This window comes from Serratia nevei (assembly GCF_037948395.1).
Classification (GTDB): domain Bacteria; phylum Pseudomonadota; class Gammaproteobacteria; order Enterobacterales; family Enterobacteriaceae; genus Serratia; species Serratia nevei.
In genome coordinates this window covers 282,092-300,498 of record NZ_CP149940.1, presented here as the reverse complement: position 1 = coordinate 300,498, position 18,407 = coordinate 282,092, and the positions used below count along the sequence as shown (strand labels likewise).

Annotated in this window: 9 protein-coding genes; 5 read left to right on the top strand and 4 right to left on the bottom strand. The window is 61.4% G+C overall.

Translation table 11 applies throughout. From position 1 onward, the window contains the following. Positions 1–37: 37 nt before the first annotated feature. Complete coding sequence (locus V8N38_RS01345; RefSeq protein WP_147839645.1) at positions 38–2,947, bottom strand: condensation domain-containing protein; 2,910 nt, start codon at positions 2,945–2,947, stop codon at positions 38–40. 78 nt (positions 2,948–3,025) lie between these two features. Continuing rightward, complete coding sequence (locus tag V8N38_RS01340; RefSeq protein ID WP_025304960.1) at positions 3,026–5,119, bottom strand: TonB-dependent receptor; 2,094 nt, start codon at positions 5,117–5,119, stop codon at positions 3,026–3,028. 534 nt (positions 5,120–5,653) lie between these two features. Between V8N38_RS01340 and V8N38_RS01335 the strand changes: the two genes are divergently transcribed. After that, complete coding sequence (locus V8N38_RS01335) at positions 5,654–7,264, top strand: condensation domain-containing protein (protein ID WP_147839644.1); 1,611 nt, start codon at positions 5,654–5,656, stop codon at positions 7,262–7,264. Between the two features lie 64 nt (positions 7,265–7,328). Then, a complete protein-coding gene (locus tag V8N38_RS01330; protein WP_147839643.1) occupies positions 7,329–10,424 on the top strand; it encodes an amino acid adenylation domain-containing protein in 3,096 nt (1,031 codons plus the stop codon). 42 nt (positions 10,425–10,466) lie between these two features. Here V8N38_RS01330 and V8N38_RS01325 read toward each other — a convergent pair whose 3' ends face one another. After that, on the bottom strand, positions 10,467–11,810 hold the full coding sequence (locus V8N38_RS01325; protein WP_147839642.1) for a condensation domain-containing protein: 1,344 nt from the start codon (positions 11,808–11,810) through the stop codon (positions 10,467–10,469). A 275-nt stretch (positions 11,811–12,085) separates the two neighbouring features. Then, entirely contained in the window at positions 12,086–13,402 is a 1,317-nt protein-coding gene (gene gltP / locus V8N38_RS01320; protein WP_015376334.1) for a glutamate/aspartate:proton symporter GltP, read from the bottom strand. 900 nt (positions 13,403–14,302) lie between these two features. Here gltP and acs point away from each other — a divergent pair. From acs to actP, 3 genes are all read left to right on the top strand, one after another. Continuing rightward, positions 14,303–16,261, top strand: a complete 1,959-nt coding sequence (gene acs, locus V8N38_RS01315; RefSeq protein WP_084826977.1) for an acetate--CoA ligase — start codon at positions 14,303–14,305, stop codon at positions 16,259–16,261. Positions 16,262–16,352: 91 nt separating this feature from the next. Then, a complete protein-coding gene (locus V8N38_RS01310) occupies positions 16,353–16,664 on the top strand; it encodes a DUF485 domain-containing protein (RefSeq protein ID WP_004930047.1) in 312 nt (103 codons plus the stop codon). Next, positions 16,661–18,313, top strand: a complete 1,653-nt coding sequence (actP, locus tag V8N38_RS01305; protein WP_087762880.1) for a cation/acetate symporter ActP — start codon at positions 16,661–16,663, stop codon at positions 18,311–18,313. Before V8N38_RS01310 ends, actP begins: the two co-directional genes overlap by 4 nt. Positions 18,314–18,407: the final 94 nt, after the last annotated feature.

The following is an 18,407-nucleotide window of genomic DNA, read 5'->3' as shown; positions in this document are numbered from 1 at the left end:
CCTTGAAAATCATGCTTTCGGTTAGAGTGAAACAACGTCATGCCTGCGGCCCGGGCGGCAGCGCCGCCAGAGCGATATCGCCAGCGATGTGCTGCGCAAACTGGGTAAAGACGTGCTGAACGCCGTCGGCGATCAGATTGGCCTGCTCCCGGCTGTAGTGGTCCTGGCGGTAGGTCATCATCACCCGCAGGGATTTCTTCCCGGCCAGATCGTCTTCCATCACCTCAAACTGCAGGCCGAGCAGCGATTCGGCTTTCTCCGGCTCCACCTGACGGTAGGCGATCGCGCTGCCGTCCTGCAGCCGGAACTCGCCGTTCAGCTTGATGCGGCTGTGGATCTGGATAAACACTTCGAACATGTGGTTCTTGCGGTCGGCGTCCACGCCGAACAGCCCTTCCTCCACCAGATCGATCGGAATATCGGTGTACGGCAGCGAGCCATTGATGGTGTTTTTCACCTGGCTGACCAACCCGGCCACCGTCAGCCCCTCGTCGAAGCGCACGCGGTGCACCACTACGGTGGTGAAGTAGCCGACGGTATCGAAGAACTCGGCGTCGTTACGGCCGGAGGTCGAGGTGCCCACCAGCAGATCCGCCGGGCCGCCGAACAGGCGCAGCGCCGAGGTAATCCCGGCATACACCACGTTGAACAGCGAAGCGTTGTTGCGGCGGGCGAGCTGATACAGGCCTTCCGCCACGGCAGGGTCGACCTCGAACTCCAGCCAGCCGCCGTTGACGTCCGCCGGTGCCGGCACCGCCGGATGGGTGGACGGCTCTTGCCGGAAGATCGGCTGGCCGACCGGCGCGCCGCGCAGCGCGTCGAGCCAGTAGTCCAGATGTTGCTGCTGCACCCCGGAGGCCCGCTGCTGCCGGGCGAAAGTGTGGAACTGCGGCGGTTGCCCGCTCCACTGCGGCGCCTGGCCGACGACGCGATGGCGATAGGCGACGCCCAGCTCATCCATCATCAGGTTGAGCGACCATTCATCCAGCACCACATGGTGGAACAACAGCGACAGCAGCTGTTGGCCGTTGTCCGCATCGCGCAGCAGCGTGACGCGCAGCGGCAGCTCGGCGGCCAGATCGAACCGGTGCTGGCCGGCATCGGCCAACAGGGCGGCGGCGTTGCCCGCCGGCGTCTCGTGGGAGAAGCGGAACCACGAGTAGTCCGCGAGTTCGGCAGCCGGCACCACCACCTGCACCACTTCGCCCTGCTGCTCGACGAAGCGTGAACGCAGCACGGTATGGCGAGTCATGACGTCGATAAACGCCTGACGCAGCGCCGTTTCATCCACCGCATCGAAGAAGCGCAGAGAGAACGGCAGGTTGAAAATCTCGTCATGGCCGAAGGCTTCATACACCTTCCACAGCGACTCCTGCGCCAGCGACAGCGGCGCCTGCGCGCGATCATGGTCGTCGGCGGTGGCCACCGCGGCATTCGGCTGCGCGACGTTCAGGCGTTTGGCGTAGCCCGCCAACCCGCGCGCCGTCGGGTGGCTGAACAGATCGTTAATGTTGATTTCGATCTGATGCAGGCTCAGCAAGCGACCGATCACCCGGGTAGCGACCAGCGAATGGCCGCCGCGATCGAAGAAGTCTTCATCCAGGGTCATTTCCGGCGCCACCAGCGCCTCACGGAACTCCTGCAAAATCAGCGGTGCAACGCTTTCGTCCGCGTCGCCGTTCGCCGCCGGCGCGGCCATCGACGGGGAAGCGGCCTCAGCCGTCGGCAAGGCGACGGCAATCCTCTGCCCGGCCAGGAACGCGCTGAACTGCTCCAGCAGGAAAGGCGCCACATGGGGAGACAGGCGCGGGTCGGTGACCAGCTCCAGCGTCAGCGCTTCCGCCTCGGGCAAGCCCAGCAGCAGCGCCAGTTCAAACGGCGTATGCAGCGGCGGCAGCAACAGGCGTTCGGCGTGAACGCCTTCCAGCCGCCACTCTGCGGCCAGATCGTCGCGCCAGGCCACCAGCAGCTGCGCCCGTTGCGGGTCCGGCTGTTCAGCCACGGCCTGCGCCAGTAGCCGCTGCCCGACGTCGCTCTCGCCATGCTGTACGGTCAGGCGCATCAGCGGTGCCGCCGTCAGGCCAAGCTCCAGGCCGACGAACTCCGCCGTTTCTGCGGCCGGCACGCACAGCTGCACCGCTTGGCCGCCGGCCTGCGCGGCGACGAACTCGGCAAACCGTGCCGCCACCGCCGCCAGCAAGGCCCGCGGCGTGTCGTTGGCGGGCAACAGCGAGCGATCAATACGCGTGACCACGCGCGAGCCCACCGGCGGCAACGCTTCAGCGCGCTGCGCCGGGCTGCGGTAATCCTGCAGCGAGACCGCCTGGCGCACCCACGGCAGCTGCGGCTCCGGGGTTTCCGCCAGCTCGACCGGCGCCACCGCGAAAGGCAGAGGCATCGCATCCCCGTTGTAACGGGCGGACAGCATCGCCGGCAGGTGGCGCCAAGGCAGCGTTTCCGCCAGGATGTCATGCAAGACCACGCCCAAAATCACGGCATCGCCCGGCGTGAGCAACAGCAGGCAGCGCAGCGGCGCTTCGTTTTCCAGTTCAAACAGCGTTGCCTGCGCCTGCAGCAGGCAACCCATGGCGTGTTGTTCGTCCGCCACCTGACGAAGGCACACCGGCAACGGCGCCGAGCCGGCGGGGCGTTTCACCAGACCGTTTTCGTCATCAAAAACGTAGCGCACGTCCACGCCAGGCGTTTCCCGCACCAGCGCCTGCAGCGCCGCCGTCAGCCGGGCGATATCCACGTCCCCCGTCAGGCGCCAGGCCAGCGCCCGCTGCCCGCGTGCGTCACCCTGCTGCAGATGGGCGAACCACGCCCGCTCTTCGGCTTCGCTCACCGGCCGTTCGCCGTCCGCCGACGCCGCGCCCAGCGCCTGAAACGCGCTCTCCAGCCGCTGGGCCTCTTCATCGCTCAGAATGCTGTCAAAATCACCGATCACTGCGTTATCTCCTTTGCCCGGCCGTGCCGGGATAGCGCATAAAAAGGGGGACATTCGTCCCCCGTCATCGCGATAGCGTTAGAAATTCAGCTCAACTGCTGCACCGACCAAGCGGCCTCGCTGAAGAGTCGCCGTGTAGATGTCGTTGCTTCTGACCATCTCGCGGCGGTCTGAATCAAACAGGTTTTTCGCATACAGCGTGGCGCGGCCGTAGTCGAAGGTGTAAGCCAGCTGGGCGTTGGCCGTCCAATAGGAGCCGATGCGCCCGCGCGAATCGTTGTCGTATTGCGAATAGTAGGAGTCGGTAAACGCCACGTTGCTACTCAGCTCCCATCCTTTCAGGAATTGATATTTAGCACCCATGTTGGCGGTGTAAGCCGGTGCGCGCGCCAGCTCATGCCCTTCCACGCCGCTGCCCGAGAACTTCTTGATGTCGGTTTTCAGCAGGCCGAGGTTGCCGAACAGCTCGAAGTCCCAGCGCGGCTGCCAGGTGGCGCCGATTTCCGCGCCGTAGGTTTCCACCTTGTCGGCGTTACGGATCACGCTGGAGTTCTCACCCAACGAATAAGGCAGCTGCATATCCTTGTAATCGTTGTAGAAGATGTTACCCGTCAGCACCACATTGGCGTCTTTCAGGTGATGGCGGGTATACAGCTCGTAGTTCCACACATACTCGGAACCGTAGGTATAGCTGACCACCGGCGTACCGATCGTGATGCCACCACCGCCGGCGTTATAGCCGCGGGCGATCTTGGCACCGTAGGTTTGGGTATCCGTCGGTTTCCAGGCCACGTCCAGCTTCGGCAGGAACACGGTGTAGGTTTCGTCGAAGTCGATGCGCACCGCCTGGCTGCCGCCGTCGCGGCGACGGTGTTCGCGTTCCAGACGGCTGGCGGCGGTCACGTCCACCTGCGGCGTCAGCGCATAGGTCAGCTCGGCGAACGCCGAATGGGTATCGGTTTTATCCTTGAAGGTCGATCCGCCGAAGATGTTGACGAACTCATCCTGCGTGCCGTGGAAATAACGCAGCCCTGCCAGCCCGTGCAGGCGGCTGTCCGCGCCGCCGAAGCGCACCACCGGTTCTACGTGAACTTCCTGGCCGTCGATCTCGGCGTATTGGATGTTGTAAGCGGTCGGCCGATTGATATTGAAATCGGTATAGATAACGCGGTTTTCAAACGTCAGCGCATCGGAGGCCTCCCAGGCCAGATCCCAGATGGTGCTGTTCATGTTGCTTTTGAACACGGCGCGGCGCGGATCGTGACGCGGATTGGTCGGGTGCGGCTGCGGGTTGAGGCTTTCGTTCTGTGGCGCGGTGCTGCCGAAGTGGTTAAAGGTCAGCTTGGTAGTCAGATCGCGCAGGCCGGCCGGGTTGAACAACAGCTTGGCACGGGCGGTGGTGGCTTCCACTTCGCGCGGATCGCCCACCGGCGCATAGGCCGGCAGATCGGCTTCGCTGCGGCGGCGCTGGCGATCGACGCTGACGCGGAACGCCAGCTGATCCTCCACCAGCGGGCCGGACGCCATGGCGGCCAGCTGTGAAGAGTGCTGGTTACCGGCCCCACCCTTGAAGGCGCTTTCCCACTCGAAGGTCGGATCTTTACTGGCCATGACGATGGCGCCGGCGATGGCGTTGCGCCCCTGGATGTAGCTTTGCGGGCCGAGGAACACTTCGACGCGATCCAGATCCCACAGCGACTGCGGGCCGAACGCCTGTTCGTTATAGGTCAGCGAGCGGCCGTCCAACGACAGATTGAGGCGCGGGCGGGTGCCGCTGAGGAAGGCATTGGCGCCGACGTTCGGGCCGGAACCGTCGATGCCGCGCACGGTCGGTAGTTCGTTGCCGATGCCCAGATCCACCACGTTGGGGGTCATACGCAGCAGATCGGGGATCTGCACTGCGTCAGGCATCGAGGCGATGCGGTTGCTGTCGAACACCTGCACGCTGGAGCCGGTGTCGAAAATGGAACGTTTGATCTTCTCACCGGTGACCAGCAGCGTTTCCGCGTCCTGGTAGGTTTCGTTGCTCTTGGTTTCCGCCGCGTTGACGTTACCGATCGCCAGTGAACATACCCCTAAAAATACGGAGGAAAACGCCCCAATGGCTTTCAACCCCGCTTTTTCCCCGTTTCCTACGCTTTCATGCCGTTGAGCCGCAAAATGCTTGCCCATAGATGTCTTCTCCTTTCATCCCAGAGGTGCACAAAATTTGATTTTTTTTACACAACCTACATCGACACTCACACAGACCATGACGCTCCGGCCTTCCCGACCTTTCTGTTGCTTATCCCTGCGGCAAACCCATGCCTTGCGCGGCCGAACGGGCGCGGCCCCGTCCACGGCCAAGCCGCCGGCGGAGCGGCCGGCGGCTTGTATAAAAACGTAAAATAATGTTAAGAATGATAATATTTTGCATTTTCTAATGCAAATCATTATCAACAAAGGTGTGAGGAAAGCCGCGATAACAGACAGAAAACCTTATACTTTCGCAGGTAAAACAGGCGCTGCAATAACAAGCAATCATTACAATGCTAAGAATAATATAGATAAATTATTCACACCCAACGATACGCCCGTCCGCCCTCGCTAAAACCCCTTATAGATAGCACCCTCGCGTCAAATGGATTAAATAATAATAATTTTCATTCCTATTAACATTTGGATATATTCTTGCAGTCTCGTTGGCTGAATCAAAATGGATACCCGATGAAAGCTTTGACCACGATGCAGGCCGCCTATTGGGTAGGCCGACAGTCCGCTCCTCCCCTCGGCGGCATGGCCGCCCACCTGTATGCGGAATTCGACGGCGGCGAGCTGGATCTCGCCCGACTGCGCCAGGCCGTCGATGCGCTGTACCTGCATCATCCGCTGTTGCGCCTGCGCATTACCGATGATGGCCGGCAGACGATCGCGCCTCCCGGCCCCCGGCACACCTTGCATCTCGACGACTGGCGGCACGCCGATACAGCGACGCTGGCAGCCGCGCTCGCCGCCAAACGCCAGGCAAAAAGTACCCAGCTGCTGCCGCTGGAACAGGGCGTGCCCTGCGATATCAGCCTGAGCCTGTTGCCGGAAGGGCGCAGCCGCCTGCATGTCGATCTCGATATGATCGCCGGCGATGCCATGAGCTTTCGCCTGTTGATGGAAGATCTGACGGCGTTTTATCACCAGTGCCCACCGATACCCTCCCATGACGCGCCGCCGGCCTACTTCGATCACCTCGCACAACGTGACGCCGACGAGGCGATGCGCCAGCGGCGCGAACGCGGCCAGCGTTGGTGGCGTGAGCGTCTGGCGCAGGTGCCACCGGCGCCGCGCCTGCTGCGCACGCCGGACCGCTGCCGCAGCGATCGCCTGGCCATACAGCTGGACGCAGAGGAAAGCCGCGCGCTGGAGAACGTCGCCAAACGGCACCACACCTCGCTCTCGACGCTGTTTCTCGCACTGTTCGCCCTGGCCGTCGGCCAGGGGTGGAACATGACGCGCTTTCGGCTCAACGTGCCGCTGTTCCACCGCGAGAGCGAACGGGAGGACGCGCATCGCCTCATCGGCGATTTCTCTAACCTGGTGCTGCTCGGCGTGGAGCTGAACCCGACGGAAAACCTGAGCGCCTTCTGCCGGCGCCTGATGACCCAGTTGGCGGAGCTGATCGAGCATGCGGATTACCCCGGCGTGAGCGTGATGCGCGATCTGTCGCGCCTGCACGGCAGCCTGCAGCCTTCGCCGGTGGTGTTTACCGCCGGTTTCGGCATCCGCGGCAAGACACTGTTTTCCGAACGGGTCACCGACACCTTCGGCCGTCTCGGCTGGGTCATCTCTCAGGGGCCGCAGGTGGCACTGGATGCGCAGGTCGCCCACGTCGACGACGGCATTCTGATCAACTGGGACGTGCGGCTCGACGCGTTCCCCGAGCAGGTGCTGCCACGCCTGCTGACCTGTTACCGGGCGCTGCTGCACCTGGCCGCGCGGCAAACGGCGGCGTTCGATCGCCCGCTGTCGCACCTGCTGGCGCAATGCACGCCCGACGCGCTGGCGCAGCAGGCGCCGGTGCGCCAGGTGCTGCATCGGCTGCTGGCGCGGGTGGCCCCCGAGGCCGGCTTGCGCGACCACGACGATATCCACCGCTTGGCCTTGCCGGATGCCGGGGTGAACGCGCTGCTGACGGTGCTCAACAAGTATCTGGCGGCGGGGCTAACGGCGCAGGATCTGGCGGCGCATTCCTCCCCTGCGGCGCTGGCGGCATTGATCTGCCAACGCTCGCCCGAGGCAGGAAGGCATGCGAAAACGCTGCTCGCCGCGCTGGCGCCGCAGCACTGAGATCGGTTTCCGGGCGCGCGGCGCCCGGCTCGTTTTAATCGGTTAACGACTATAGGGAAGTACCATGGAGAGAGCTTTAACCGCACTGCAGCAGGCCTATCTTCTGGGCCGCAGCGATCGATGGCCGCTCGGCGGCGTGGCGATGCACGACTTTCGCGAATACCGCGCCCGGCAGCTGGACGTACCGCGCCTTGAAGCGCGCCTGACCGAGCTGGTACAGCATTACCCGGCGTTGCGCACCTGCATCAATGTGCAGCGCGGCACGCAGCACGTACGCCCGGAGGTGACGCTGCATCTGGATCGCCACGATTTGCGCGCCCTTGATGGCGAAGCGGCGCAGCGCCAGATCGAACAGCTGCGCGCGCGTTACTCCCACCAGCGCCACGATCCGAGCCAACCGCTGTGGCGCATCGCCGTGCTCCAACTTGCCGAACAGCAGGATCCGACGGGATCGCCGTACGATACGCTGATCTTCACCAGCTTCGATGCGTTGATCCTCGACGGCCAGGGGATCTCCACCGTGATCGCGCGCCTGTTTGACGATCGCCCTCTGGCGCCGACCGCCGCTGCGCTGCCGCCCCCTGCTGCACCTGCGGCGCAGCGCCAGGCCGATGCCGCCTACTGGCGCGACAAGCTGCAGGATGTCACCACCCCGTCAGCGTTACCGTGGCGCGCCCCGCTCGCCAATCTCACCTCGTCGCGCTATCGCCGCGCCACCCTGACGCTGCCGCGCGATACGATAAAACAGCTCGGCCGCCTGGGATCGCCACATGCGCTGCTGCGTAACAGCCTGCTGTCGGCGCTGATCCTCGATACGCTGGCCCACTGGACCACTGACGGCGAGCTGTGCGTCGGCGTGCCGGTGGCATTCCCCGCCGCCGACGGTGCACTGGGCAACGCCTCCAGCTTCGTAGCGGTACGCTATTCGCGCCACGGCGAAGATTTTATCCAGCGCGCACAAGCCTTGCAGGACGACGTGCTCGGCGCGCTCGACCACCTGACGTTTTCCGGCGTCGATCTGGCGCGGCAGTTGCTCGGCCAAAGCCAGGGCGGCCCGGCGCTGCCGGTGATCCTGACCAACTGCCTGGGCTGGGAGACGCTGCCGGCCGAGGCGCCGGTGCGCTTCCACGACGGCCTGACCCAAACGCCGCAGGTCGCCATCGACATTCGCCTGACGCTGGACAGCGAAAAAAACCTGCAGCTGTGCGTGGACTACGCCGAGCAGGCGCTGCACGGTGAACAGGTAGAAGCCATGCTGGCGGCATTGCAGCGACGCATCCTGCACAGCTGCCAACGGGCCGACCTGGCGATCGCGCCGCGGGACTTCATCGATCTGGCGCATTATCGCCACAACGACAGCGAAGCGAATTACGCACCTTATCCTTATCTGGCACAGCTGGCCGAGCGGCTGTTCGGCGCGCAAGGCGGCGGCAACGCGCTGATCTGCGGCGAACAGACGCTGACCTACCGCGAGCTGGGCCAGCGGATCGCCACGGCGATCGCCAATCTGCAGAGCCGCGGCGTGCAGCCGGGCAACGTGGTCGCGCTGTATCTGCCGCGCAGCCCGGAACAGATCATCTTCAGCCTCGCCTGCGCCCTGCAGGGCGTGATCTGGGTGCCTGTCGATATCAACTCGCCGCCGGAACGCACCGCCTATCTGCTGGAGAACTGCCGACCGACGCTGGTGGTGCACGGCGGCGATCTGGAGACGCCCATTGGCGTGACGCCGGCGACCCTGCTGGCGCCGACGGATCACGCGCCTGCGCTGCCGGATGAGCAGACGCTGGTTGAACGCAGCGCCAGCCAGGCCGCGAGCTACTACCTGTATACCTCCGGTACCACCGGTAAGCCCAAATGCGTGGTGCTCAACAACCGCGCCACCGCCAACGTCGTCCACCAGACCCAGCAGCGCTGGGCGGTCACCGCCGACGACGTCTTCATTTCCGTCACGCCGCCGCACCATGACATGTCGATGTTCGATCTGTTCGGTTCGCTGTGCGCCGGCGCTACGCTGGTGCTACCGGCGCCGCATCAGGAAAAGGACGCCATCAGCTGGAACCAGCTGGTAGAAAAGCATCGGGTCACCCTGTGGTGTTCGGTACCCGCGATTCTGGAGATGTTGCTCACCTGCAAAACGGCCGACAGCCTGCGTTCGCTGCGCCTGGTGGCGCAAGGCGGCGACTACATCAAGCCGGCGACGGTACAAACCCTGCGTACCCTGCGCCCGGATCTCGCGCTGTTCTCGCTCGGCGGACCGACCGAAACCACCATCTGGAGCATCTGGCACCCGATCGCCCCGCAGGAGAACGGCACCGTGCCTTACGGCCGCCCGCTGCCGGCCAACCGCTACTTCATCTGCCATGACGACGGCAGCCACTGCCCGGCTGGCGTGGTCGGCCGCATCCATACCGCCGGGATCAACCTGGCGTTGGGCTACCTGGAGCAGGGGGAGCTGAAGCAGCACGATTTCGTTACCCTCGAAGGGCCGGATGGGCAACCGCTGCGCGCTTTTCGCACCGGCGATCAGGGCTACTACCGGGCGGACGGCAACATCATGTTCGCCACCCGGGTGAACGGCTATGTGAAGATCCGCGGCGTGCGCGTCTCGTTGCCGGAAATCGAAGACGTGCTGCGCCGCCATCCGGCGATCCAGGACATGGTGGTGGTGGATTACCCCAGCGGAGAGAACAACGAGGCGGCACTCGGTGCCCTGTATCTGACCCGCGACGGCAAACCGCTGCCGCTGTCCGAGATCCGCGCCTTCGCCACCGGCTATCTGCCCTGTACCCATATTCCGACACGCTTTATCCATGCCGAGGCGCTGCCGCTGTCCGCCAACGGCAAAACCGACCGCCATCGCATCCGTGCCGACCTGAGCCACCAGCAAACCGCGCCGGCGCTGAACGCCTGTGCGGCCCCACCGCCGAACGCGCCTTCGGCGCGCAGCGCAGAGATCCTGACCATTTACTGGCAGGCGATCGGCGTGGCGCCGCGCCCGGAATGGGGAGAAGAGACGGCATTTATCGCCATGGGGCTGAAGCTGCCGCATATCAAACAGGTGGCGGAACGCCTCAATGACGCTTTCGGCACCCGGCTGGTGAGCAGTTCGCTCCTGCCGTGCAAGAACGCGCGCGAAGTGGCGGCGTTGTTGGCCAACTGAAACCACACCACTCGGGCGGGGACATCCCCCGCCCGCATTTTATCAGGCGGGCAACGCCATCAGGGCCGCCAGCGGCTGCTCCCAGGCTTCCCGCTGCAGCGCGCGCAACAGGAATTCCTGCAGCGCCTCGCCATAGTCCAGCGCATCCTCCGTCGGGAACTGCTCCAGATAAATATCGATATCCACCTGCAGATCGCGGGCGTCGGTGCGGCCGCGATAAGTCAGGTTAAAACCGTCGCCCGAGCCGCCGGCCAATACGCGGCGGGTGCCGCTACAGCCGACAAAACGAGGCGCATCGAAGGGTTGTACGTTGATGAAGGGGGAAATAAAGAAGCGCGAGTCAGGATCCACACCGCGATCGGCGGCCAGTTGGCGCAGGCGGTAGCCGGCGTGGCTGCGCAGCTCGCGCAGCTGCTGCGTCAGAGTGGTGAGAAAGCCCCCCAGCGTCTCCGCTTGCGGCGGTGACACCAGCAGCGGCAGGGTGTTGACCGCCAACGAAGGCACGTTGGTGGCGGCCTGCCCGCGGCGATTCATCGCTGGCATCCACATCGGCAACGCCTCGCCCTGCCGGGTGTCGCGGGGCATCACCTGAAATAGCCAGGCCGCCGACAGCGCCACCAGCAAGTCGGGCCAATTGATGCCGCTGCGCTCCGCCAGCTGCGCCAGTCGTTGCGATACCGCCGCCGGCAGCCGGTGGTGGGTGCTCAGACGCCGCACGCCATAGGCCTCACCGCCCTTGCGCACCGTCGGCAGCGCCTGCGACGGCGGCAGATAGCTCTGCCAAAAGCGCCGATCGCGCTCGCATCGCTCAGAACCCGCGTAGGCCAGCTCAGCCTGTTGAAAGGCGTCGAAGGCGCCCAGAGGCATGCCCGCGCTACCTTCACCCAGATAGTGTGCATACAACGCGGCGCAGCGGTGTTCAATTAGCGCCATACCGAAACCATCAACCAGAATATGGTGCGCACGTACGTACCAGAGGTAGCGCTCCGGCCCCAGCTTGATCAGCCAGGCGGCGGCTAACGGCTCGCAGTGCAGCGCCCGGCGCTGCGCGATATCTTCGCGCATCAGGTTTTGCGCCGCCTGCCAGGGATCGCCGTGCGTTTGCAGATCGATGCGTTGCAATGGCGGTATACGCTGTGGATCGTGCCGTAACGGCGGAGGAGAGTCGCCATGCCGCTCGCCAAAGCGCAGGGCAAACGCCTGCGTCTCGGCGAGGGTGGCGGCGATCGCCCGGCAGAGCGTCTCTTCCTCTACCGCGCCGCACAGTTCGGTGCAGTGTGCGACGGTGGACAGGGTCTGCCCGGGGTGCAAGGTGTGTTCTTCCCAGAAATCAAGCTGCGCTGGCGCCAGCGGCAACCATTCAGAGGCCAAAGCGGTGTCCGACATGTTACCTACCTTTGATAAGCCCGAATAAAGACGCCGAACGGGCGTAACCCCGCCGTTCAACGGCTTTTGCGTGTCTCCATACATCATCAAATGAAAATGATAATAACATCTATTATCATTTCCATTAATTTGGTAACACTTTAGATTCTGTTAAGCGGGGATGCAAGTCGCGCAGTGGGGACGGAGAAAAGAAAGTGGCGGAGAGAAGACGGCTAAAAACAAAACGCCCCGGCACAGCTGCCCGGGGCGTTTTTAACATCAGAGCTGCTCGATGATTAGGCCTGATTGGCCGGCTTCACCTTCTGCGCCAGAAACTCCGTTTCGTAGGCCAGCGCCTTCTTGCGATCGAACTGGTGCTCCCACTTGGCGATCACCAGCACCGCCAGCGCGTTACCCACGACGTTCAGCGCGGTGCGCGCCATATCCAGGATACGGTCCACGCCGGCGATGAACGCCAGGCCTTCCAACGGAATACCGACGCTGCCCAGCGTGGCCAGCAGCACCACGAACGAGACGCCCGGCACGCCGGCGATCCCTTTCGAGGTGACCATCAGCGTCAGCACCAGCACGATCTCCTGCCCCAACGACAGCTCGATGCCGTACAGCTGGGCGATAAAGATAGCGGCAATGCTCTGGTACAGCGTCGAGCCATCCAGGTTAAAGGAGTAGCCGGTCGGCACCACGAAGCTGGTGATCGACTTGGGCGCGCCGTAGGCCTCCATCTTTTCGATGATGCGCGGCAGCACCGTTTCCGAGCTGGCGGTGGAATAAGCCAGGATCAGTTCGTCTTTCAGGATACGGATCAACGTCCAGATGCGCAGGTTGCACAGCCGGGCGACAGCCCCCAGCACCACCAGGGCGAAGAACGCGATGGCGAAGTACACCAGCACCACCAGCTTGGCCAGCGGCAGCAGCGAGGCGAAACCGAAGTTGGCTACCGTGACCGCAATCAGGCCAAACACCCCGATCGGCGCATAGCGCATGATCATGTGGGTGACTTTGAACATGCTCTCGGACACCGCCTTGAACACCTTCAGCAGCGGCTCTTTGGTCTCTTTCGGCAACGACGACAGCCCCAGACCGAACAGCACCGAGAAGAAGATAATCGGCAGCATGTCGCCCTTGGCCATCGACGAGAAGACGTTCGACGGGATCAGCGACAGAATGGTCGCCACCAGACTGTGCGAACCGCTTTGCACCTGTTCGGTGGTTTTCTCATACTGCGAAATGTCCACCGTGGTCAGCGTCGACATATCGATGCCGTGGCCGGGTTGGAATACGTTGGCCAGCGTCAACCCCACCACGATGGCAACGGTGGTGATCACTTCGAAGTAAATAATGGTTTTCAATCCGATGCGGCCCAGCTTTTTCGCATCGCCCACGCCGGCAATACCGACGATCAGCGTGGAAATAACGATCGGTACCACAATCATCTTGATCAGGCGAATAAAGATATCACCCGCCGGGCTGAGAATATTGCTGACCAGCCACTCACGAGATTCTGTCTGGTTGTGCAATACCGCGCCAACAATAATACCCAGCACCAACGCGATCAGGATTTGCCAAGCCAGGCTAATTTTTACACTTTTCATACCCAAAAAGTCCTCAAAGACTCTTTTCGCCGTACAAAGTCGCAACACGGAGAAAAGAATACTTAATCATTTATTACAGGCTTATGTTAATTCAGTGGAAGCGTTCACCTGCCCTGGGTGCGACGCAGTATAAATCTGTATCATCCGGGCGGCATGCTCTGCAAGCCTTGATTTGTCAGGGTTGAGCGCTGAATCGAATAACAAAAATTTCGCGTTACTATTTCAAATGGCATAATTGCTTGTTATTAAAAACATAATTTCTCATGCAATGAAGCACATAACCGCGCCGACGACGTTTTTTTGAACGCCATTAAAATGCGTTATTTTTCGTCCATTCTGCATATTTAATCCGCATCAAATGTTTATATTTTGTTACGCAAAAGTAAAATAAATGAGAATTGACCGAGTGACATTTTCGACCATAAATGCAGCACTGCTTTATATTTAGCTTAAAAATCGAACGATGGCGCAGAGTGAATACCCCAGGGTATCACCCGGCCTTTCATCAGGAATTAAAGGTTAATAAAACGTTATTTCACGGCGTGCCGTCCATCGTTATATCGCGTTAATATCAACTTCGAATATTAATAGCGAAAAATAATCCAAAAAGATTTATAGCGTGAAATAACGCAGGCCTTTCTCACGCGATTAATCACGAGGAAAACAGTCTCGTCTTTTTTTATTCTTTTTTGTTCTTTAGATAAGTGTTTTTGGCTAAAAACGCGGGTTTATGATGAATTAAACGCCAAAGAGATAGATACGTCCTACAAATGCGACAGAACTATTACAAATCAATATCTTTGTTGCGTGATCTGCCGCGCAAAAAAGAAACAAAGAATCGTAGCAAACTATACTTAACCTTCAGTTGACATATCATTAACAACTTCAAGGAGAAAAGCTATGAGCCAACTGCATAAACACGCTATTCCTTCTGCAATTGCAGAGCGCGCCCTGATTAATCCGGCACAATACCAACAGTATTATCAACAGTCGGTTCAAGACCCAGAGGCTTTCTGGGGTGAGCATGGCAAAATCCTGGACTGGATCAAACCCTATACCAAAGTTAAAAACACGTCGTTCGATCCCGGCCACGTCAGCATTCGTTGGTTTGAAGACGGCACGCTGAACCTGTCTGCCAACTGTCTGGACCGCCATCTGGCTGAGCGCGGCGACCAGACCGCCATTATCTGGGAAGGCGATGACCCAACCCAATCCAAGAACGTGACTTACAAACAGCTGCACCATGACGTCTGCCAGTTCGCCAACGTGCTGAAAAAGCTCGGCGTGAAAAAAGGCGACGTGGTGGCTATCTATATGCCGATGGTGCCGGAAGCGGCGGTCGCGATGCTGGCCTGTGCGCGCATCGGCGCCGTACATTCGGTGATCTTCGGCGGCTTCTCGCCGGAAGCGGTCGCCGGACGCATTATCGACTCCAACGCCAAACTGGTCATTACCGCCGATGAAGGCCTGCGCGCCGGCCGCGCCGTGCCGCTGAAAAAGAACGTCGACGATGCGCTGAAAAATCCCGGCGTGGTCAGCGTGGCCAACGTGGTGGTATTCCAACGCACCGGCAAACCGGGTTACTGGCAGGAAGGGCGCGATCTGTGGTGGCATGAACTGACTCAGGGCGTCTCCGCCGACTGCCCGCCGGAAGAAGTGAACGCCGAGGACCCGCTGTTTATCCTGTATACCTCCGGCTCGACCGGCAAGCCGAAAGGCGTGCTGCACACCACCGGCGGCTACCTGGTGTACGCTGCGATGACCTTTAAGTATGTGTTCGACTACCACGACGGCGACATTTATTGGTGCACCGCCGACGTGGGCTGGGTCACCGGCCACAGCTATCTGCTGTACGGCCCGCTGGCCTGCGGCGCCACCACGCTGATGTTCGAAGGCGTGCCTAACTATCCGGGCGTCAATCGCCTGTCGCAGGTGATCGACAAACACCAGGTCAACATTCTGTATACCGCGCCGACCGCCATTCGCGCCCTGATGGCCGAAGGCGACAAGGCAATCGAGGGCACCCGACGCGATTCGCTGCGCATCATGGGCTCGGTCGGCGAGCCGATCAACCCGGAAGCCTGGGAGTGGTATTACAACAAGATAGGCAACGCAAAGTGCCCGATCGTCGATACCTGGTGGCAAACCGAAACCGGCGGCTTCATGATTACCCCGCTGCCGGGCGCCACCGAGCTGAAGGCCGGTTCCGCCACGCGGCCTTTCTTCGGCGTACAGCCGGCGCTGGTCGATAACGTCGGCACACCGCAGGAAGGCGCCTGCGAAGGCAACCTGGTGATCGTCGACTCCTGGCCGGGCCAGGCGCGTACCCTGTTTGGCGATCATGACCGCTTCGAGCAAACCTACTTCTCGACCTTCAAAGGCATGTACTTCAGCGGTGACGGCGCCCGCCGCGACGAGGACGGTTACTACTGGATCACCGGCCGCGTCGACGACGTGCTGAACGTCTCCGGCCACCGTCTGGGCACCGCCGAGATCGAGTCTGCGCTGGTATCGCACCCGAAAATCGCCGAAGCGGCGGTGGTCGGCATTCCTCACAACATCAAAGGCCAGGCGATCTACGCCTACATCACGCTGAATCACGGCGAAGAACCGACGCCGGAGCTCTATACCGAAGTGCGCAACTGGGTGCGTAAAGAGATAGGGCCGATCGCCACGCCGGACGTGCTGCACTGGACAGATTCGCTGCCCAAAACGCGTTCCGGCAAGATCATGCGGCGTATCCTGCGCAAAATTGCCGCCGGCGACACCAGCAACCTGGGGGATACCTCCACGCTGGCGGATCCGGCCGTAGTCGACAAGCTGTTGGAAGAAAAACAATCAATGAAAGTGCCGTCATAATTTACGCCGCTTCAGGCCGCTCATTCGGATAACGCGCCGTTGAGCGGCCCTGGCGCGGCGTACTCTATCAATACCTACTGGAGACACTCTGATGAATGACACCATTTATCAAGGGATTGAAGAAAACCCGCGCTTTAAAGAGCTGGTGAGAAAACGCGGCCGGTTCGCCTGGCTGCTTTCGCTGATTACGCTGGCGCTGTACGTCGGCTTTATTCTGTTGATCGCCTTCGATCCGCAATGGCTCGGCACGCCGATCGCCGCCGGATCGACCATCACCCGCGGGATCCCGGTCGGCGTCGGGCTGATCGTGATCTCTTTCGTCTTGACCGGGATCTACGTGTTTCGCGCCAACGGCGAGTTCGATCGCCTCACCGCAGAAATCCTGCGTGAGGTGAAACAATGAAGCGTTTATTGTCCGCCGCTGCACTGCTGTTGCTGCCCGGTCTGGCCTGCGCCGACGCCATTGGCGGCGAGGTGCATCGTCAGCCGCTGAACATCCAGGCTATCGTGATGTTTATCCTGTTTGTCGGCGCCACCCTGTACATCACCTACTGGGCGTCCAAACGCACCCGTTCCCGCCAGGACTACTACACCGCGGGTGGACGCATCACCGGCCTGCAAAACGGCCTGGCGATCGCCGGCGACTTCATGTCCGCCGCCTCGTTCCTCGGCATCTCCGCCCTGGTTTACACCTCGGGTTATGATGGCCTGATCTATTCCATCGGCTTCCTCATCGGCTGGCCGATCATTCTGTTCCTGATCGCGGAGCGCCTGCGCAACCTCGGCCGTTATACCTTTGCCGATGTCGCCTCTTACCGTCTGCAGCAGAAACCGATCCGCACCCTGTCGGCCTGCGGCTCATTGGTGGTAGTCGCGCTGTATCTGATCGCGCAGATGGTCGGCGCCGGCAAGCTGATCCAGCTACTGTTCGGGCTCAACTACCACGTGGCGGTGATCCTGGTCGGTATCCTGATGGTGTTGTACGTGCTGTTCGGCGGCATGCTGGCCACCACCTGGGTGCAAATCATCAAGGCGGTGCTGCTGCTGGCCGGCGCCAGCTTTATGGCGCTGATGGTGATGAAGTCGGTCAATTTCGACTTCAATACCCTGTTCGCCGAAGCGGTGAAGGTGCATCCGAAAGGCATCGCCATCATGAGCCCCGGCGGCCTGGTCTCCGATCCGATTTCCGCGCTGTCGCTCGGCCTGGCGCTGATGTTCGGCACCGCCGGTCTGCCGCACATCCTGATGCGCTTCTTCACCGTGAGTGACGCCAAAGAAGCGCGCAAGAGCGTGTTCTACGCCACCGGTTTTATCGGTTACTTCTATATCCTGACCTTTATCATCGGCTTCGGCGCCATCTTGCTGGTCAGCGCCAATCCGGCGTTCAAAGACGCCACCGGCGCGCTGCTGGGCGGCACCAACATGGCGGCGGTGCACCTGGCCAATGCCGTTGGCGGCAACTTCTTCCTCGGCTTTATCTCGGCGGTGGCCTTCGCCACCATTCTGGCGGTCGTTGCAGGCCTGACGCTGGCCGGCGCATCGGCCGTTTCCCACGATCTGTACGCCAGCGTGATGAAAAACGGCAAGGCGACCGAACGCGATGAGCTGAAGGTCTCCAAAATCACCGTCGTGGTGCTCGGCCTGGTCGCTATCGCGCTGGGGATTTTGTTCGAGAAGCAGAACATTGCCTTTATGGTCGGGTTGGCGTTCTCGATCGCCGCCAGCTGTAACTTCCCTATCATCATCCTGTCGATGTACTGGTCGCGTTTGACCACTCGCGGCGCGATGATTGGCGGCTGGCTGGGCCTGCTGACGGCGGTGATTCTGATGATCCTCGGCCCGACGATCTGGGTGCAGATCCTCGGCCATGAAAAGCCGATTTACCCGTATGAATATCCGGCGCTGTTCTCGATGATCGTCGCCTTTGTCGGTACCTGGCTGTTCTCGATCACCGACGGCTCGCTGGCCGGGCAGCAGGAGCGGGAACGCTTCCGGGCTCAGTTTGTCCGTTCGCAAACCGGGCTGGGCATCTCTCAAGGCAGCTCGCATTAACCGAATAATAAGTGAAAAAAGCAAACACACCCTAATCAAAGGCCCTTCGGGGCCTTTTCTCTGGCTGTTTATCGGAGAGAAGCAGGGAAAAGCA

Coding starts and splice junctions, on each gene's coding strand:
- V8N38_RS01310 (WP_004930047.1), top strand. CDS start 16,353: ATGAATGACACCATTTATCAAGGGATTGAAGAAAACCCGCGCTTTAAA.
- V8N38_RS01340 (WP_025304960.1), bottom strand. CDS start 5,119: ATGGGCAAGCATTTTGCGGCTCAACGGCATGAAAGCGTAGGAAACGGG.
- V8N38_RS01330 (WP_147839643.1), top strand. CDS start 7,329: ATGGAGAGAGCTTTAACCGCACTGCAGCAGGCCTATCTTCTGGGCCGC.
- actP (WP_087762880.1), top strand. CDS start 16,661: ATGAAGCGTTTATTGTCCGCCGCTGCACTGCTGTTGCTGCCCGGTCTG.
- gltP (WP_015376334.1), bottom strand. CDS start 13,402: ATGAAAAGTGTAAAAATTAGCCTGGCTTGGCAAATCCTGATCGCGTTG.
- V8N38_RS01325 (WP_147839642.1), bottom strand. CDS start 11,810: ATGTCGGACACCGCTTTGGCCTCTGAATGGTTGCCGCTGGCGCCAGCG.
- V8N38_RS01335 (WP_147839644.1), top strand. CDS start 5,654: ATGAAAGCTTTGACCACGATGCAGGCCGCCTATTGGGTAGGCCGACAG.
- acs (WP_084826977.1), top strand. CDS start 14,303: ATGAGCCAACTGCATAAACACGCTATTCCTTCTGCAATTGCAGAGCGC.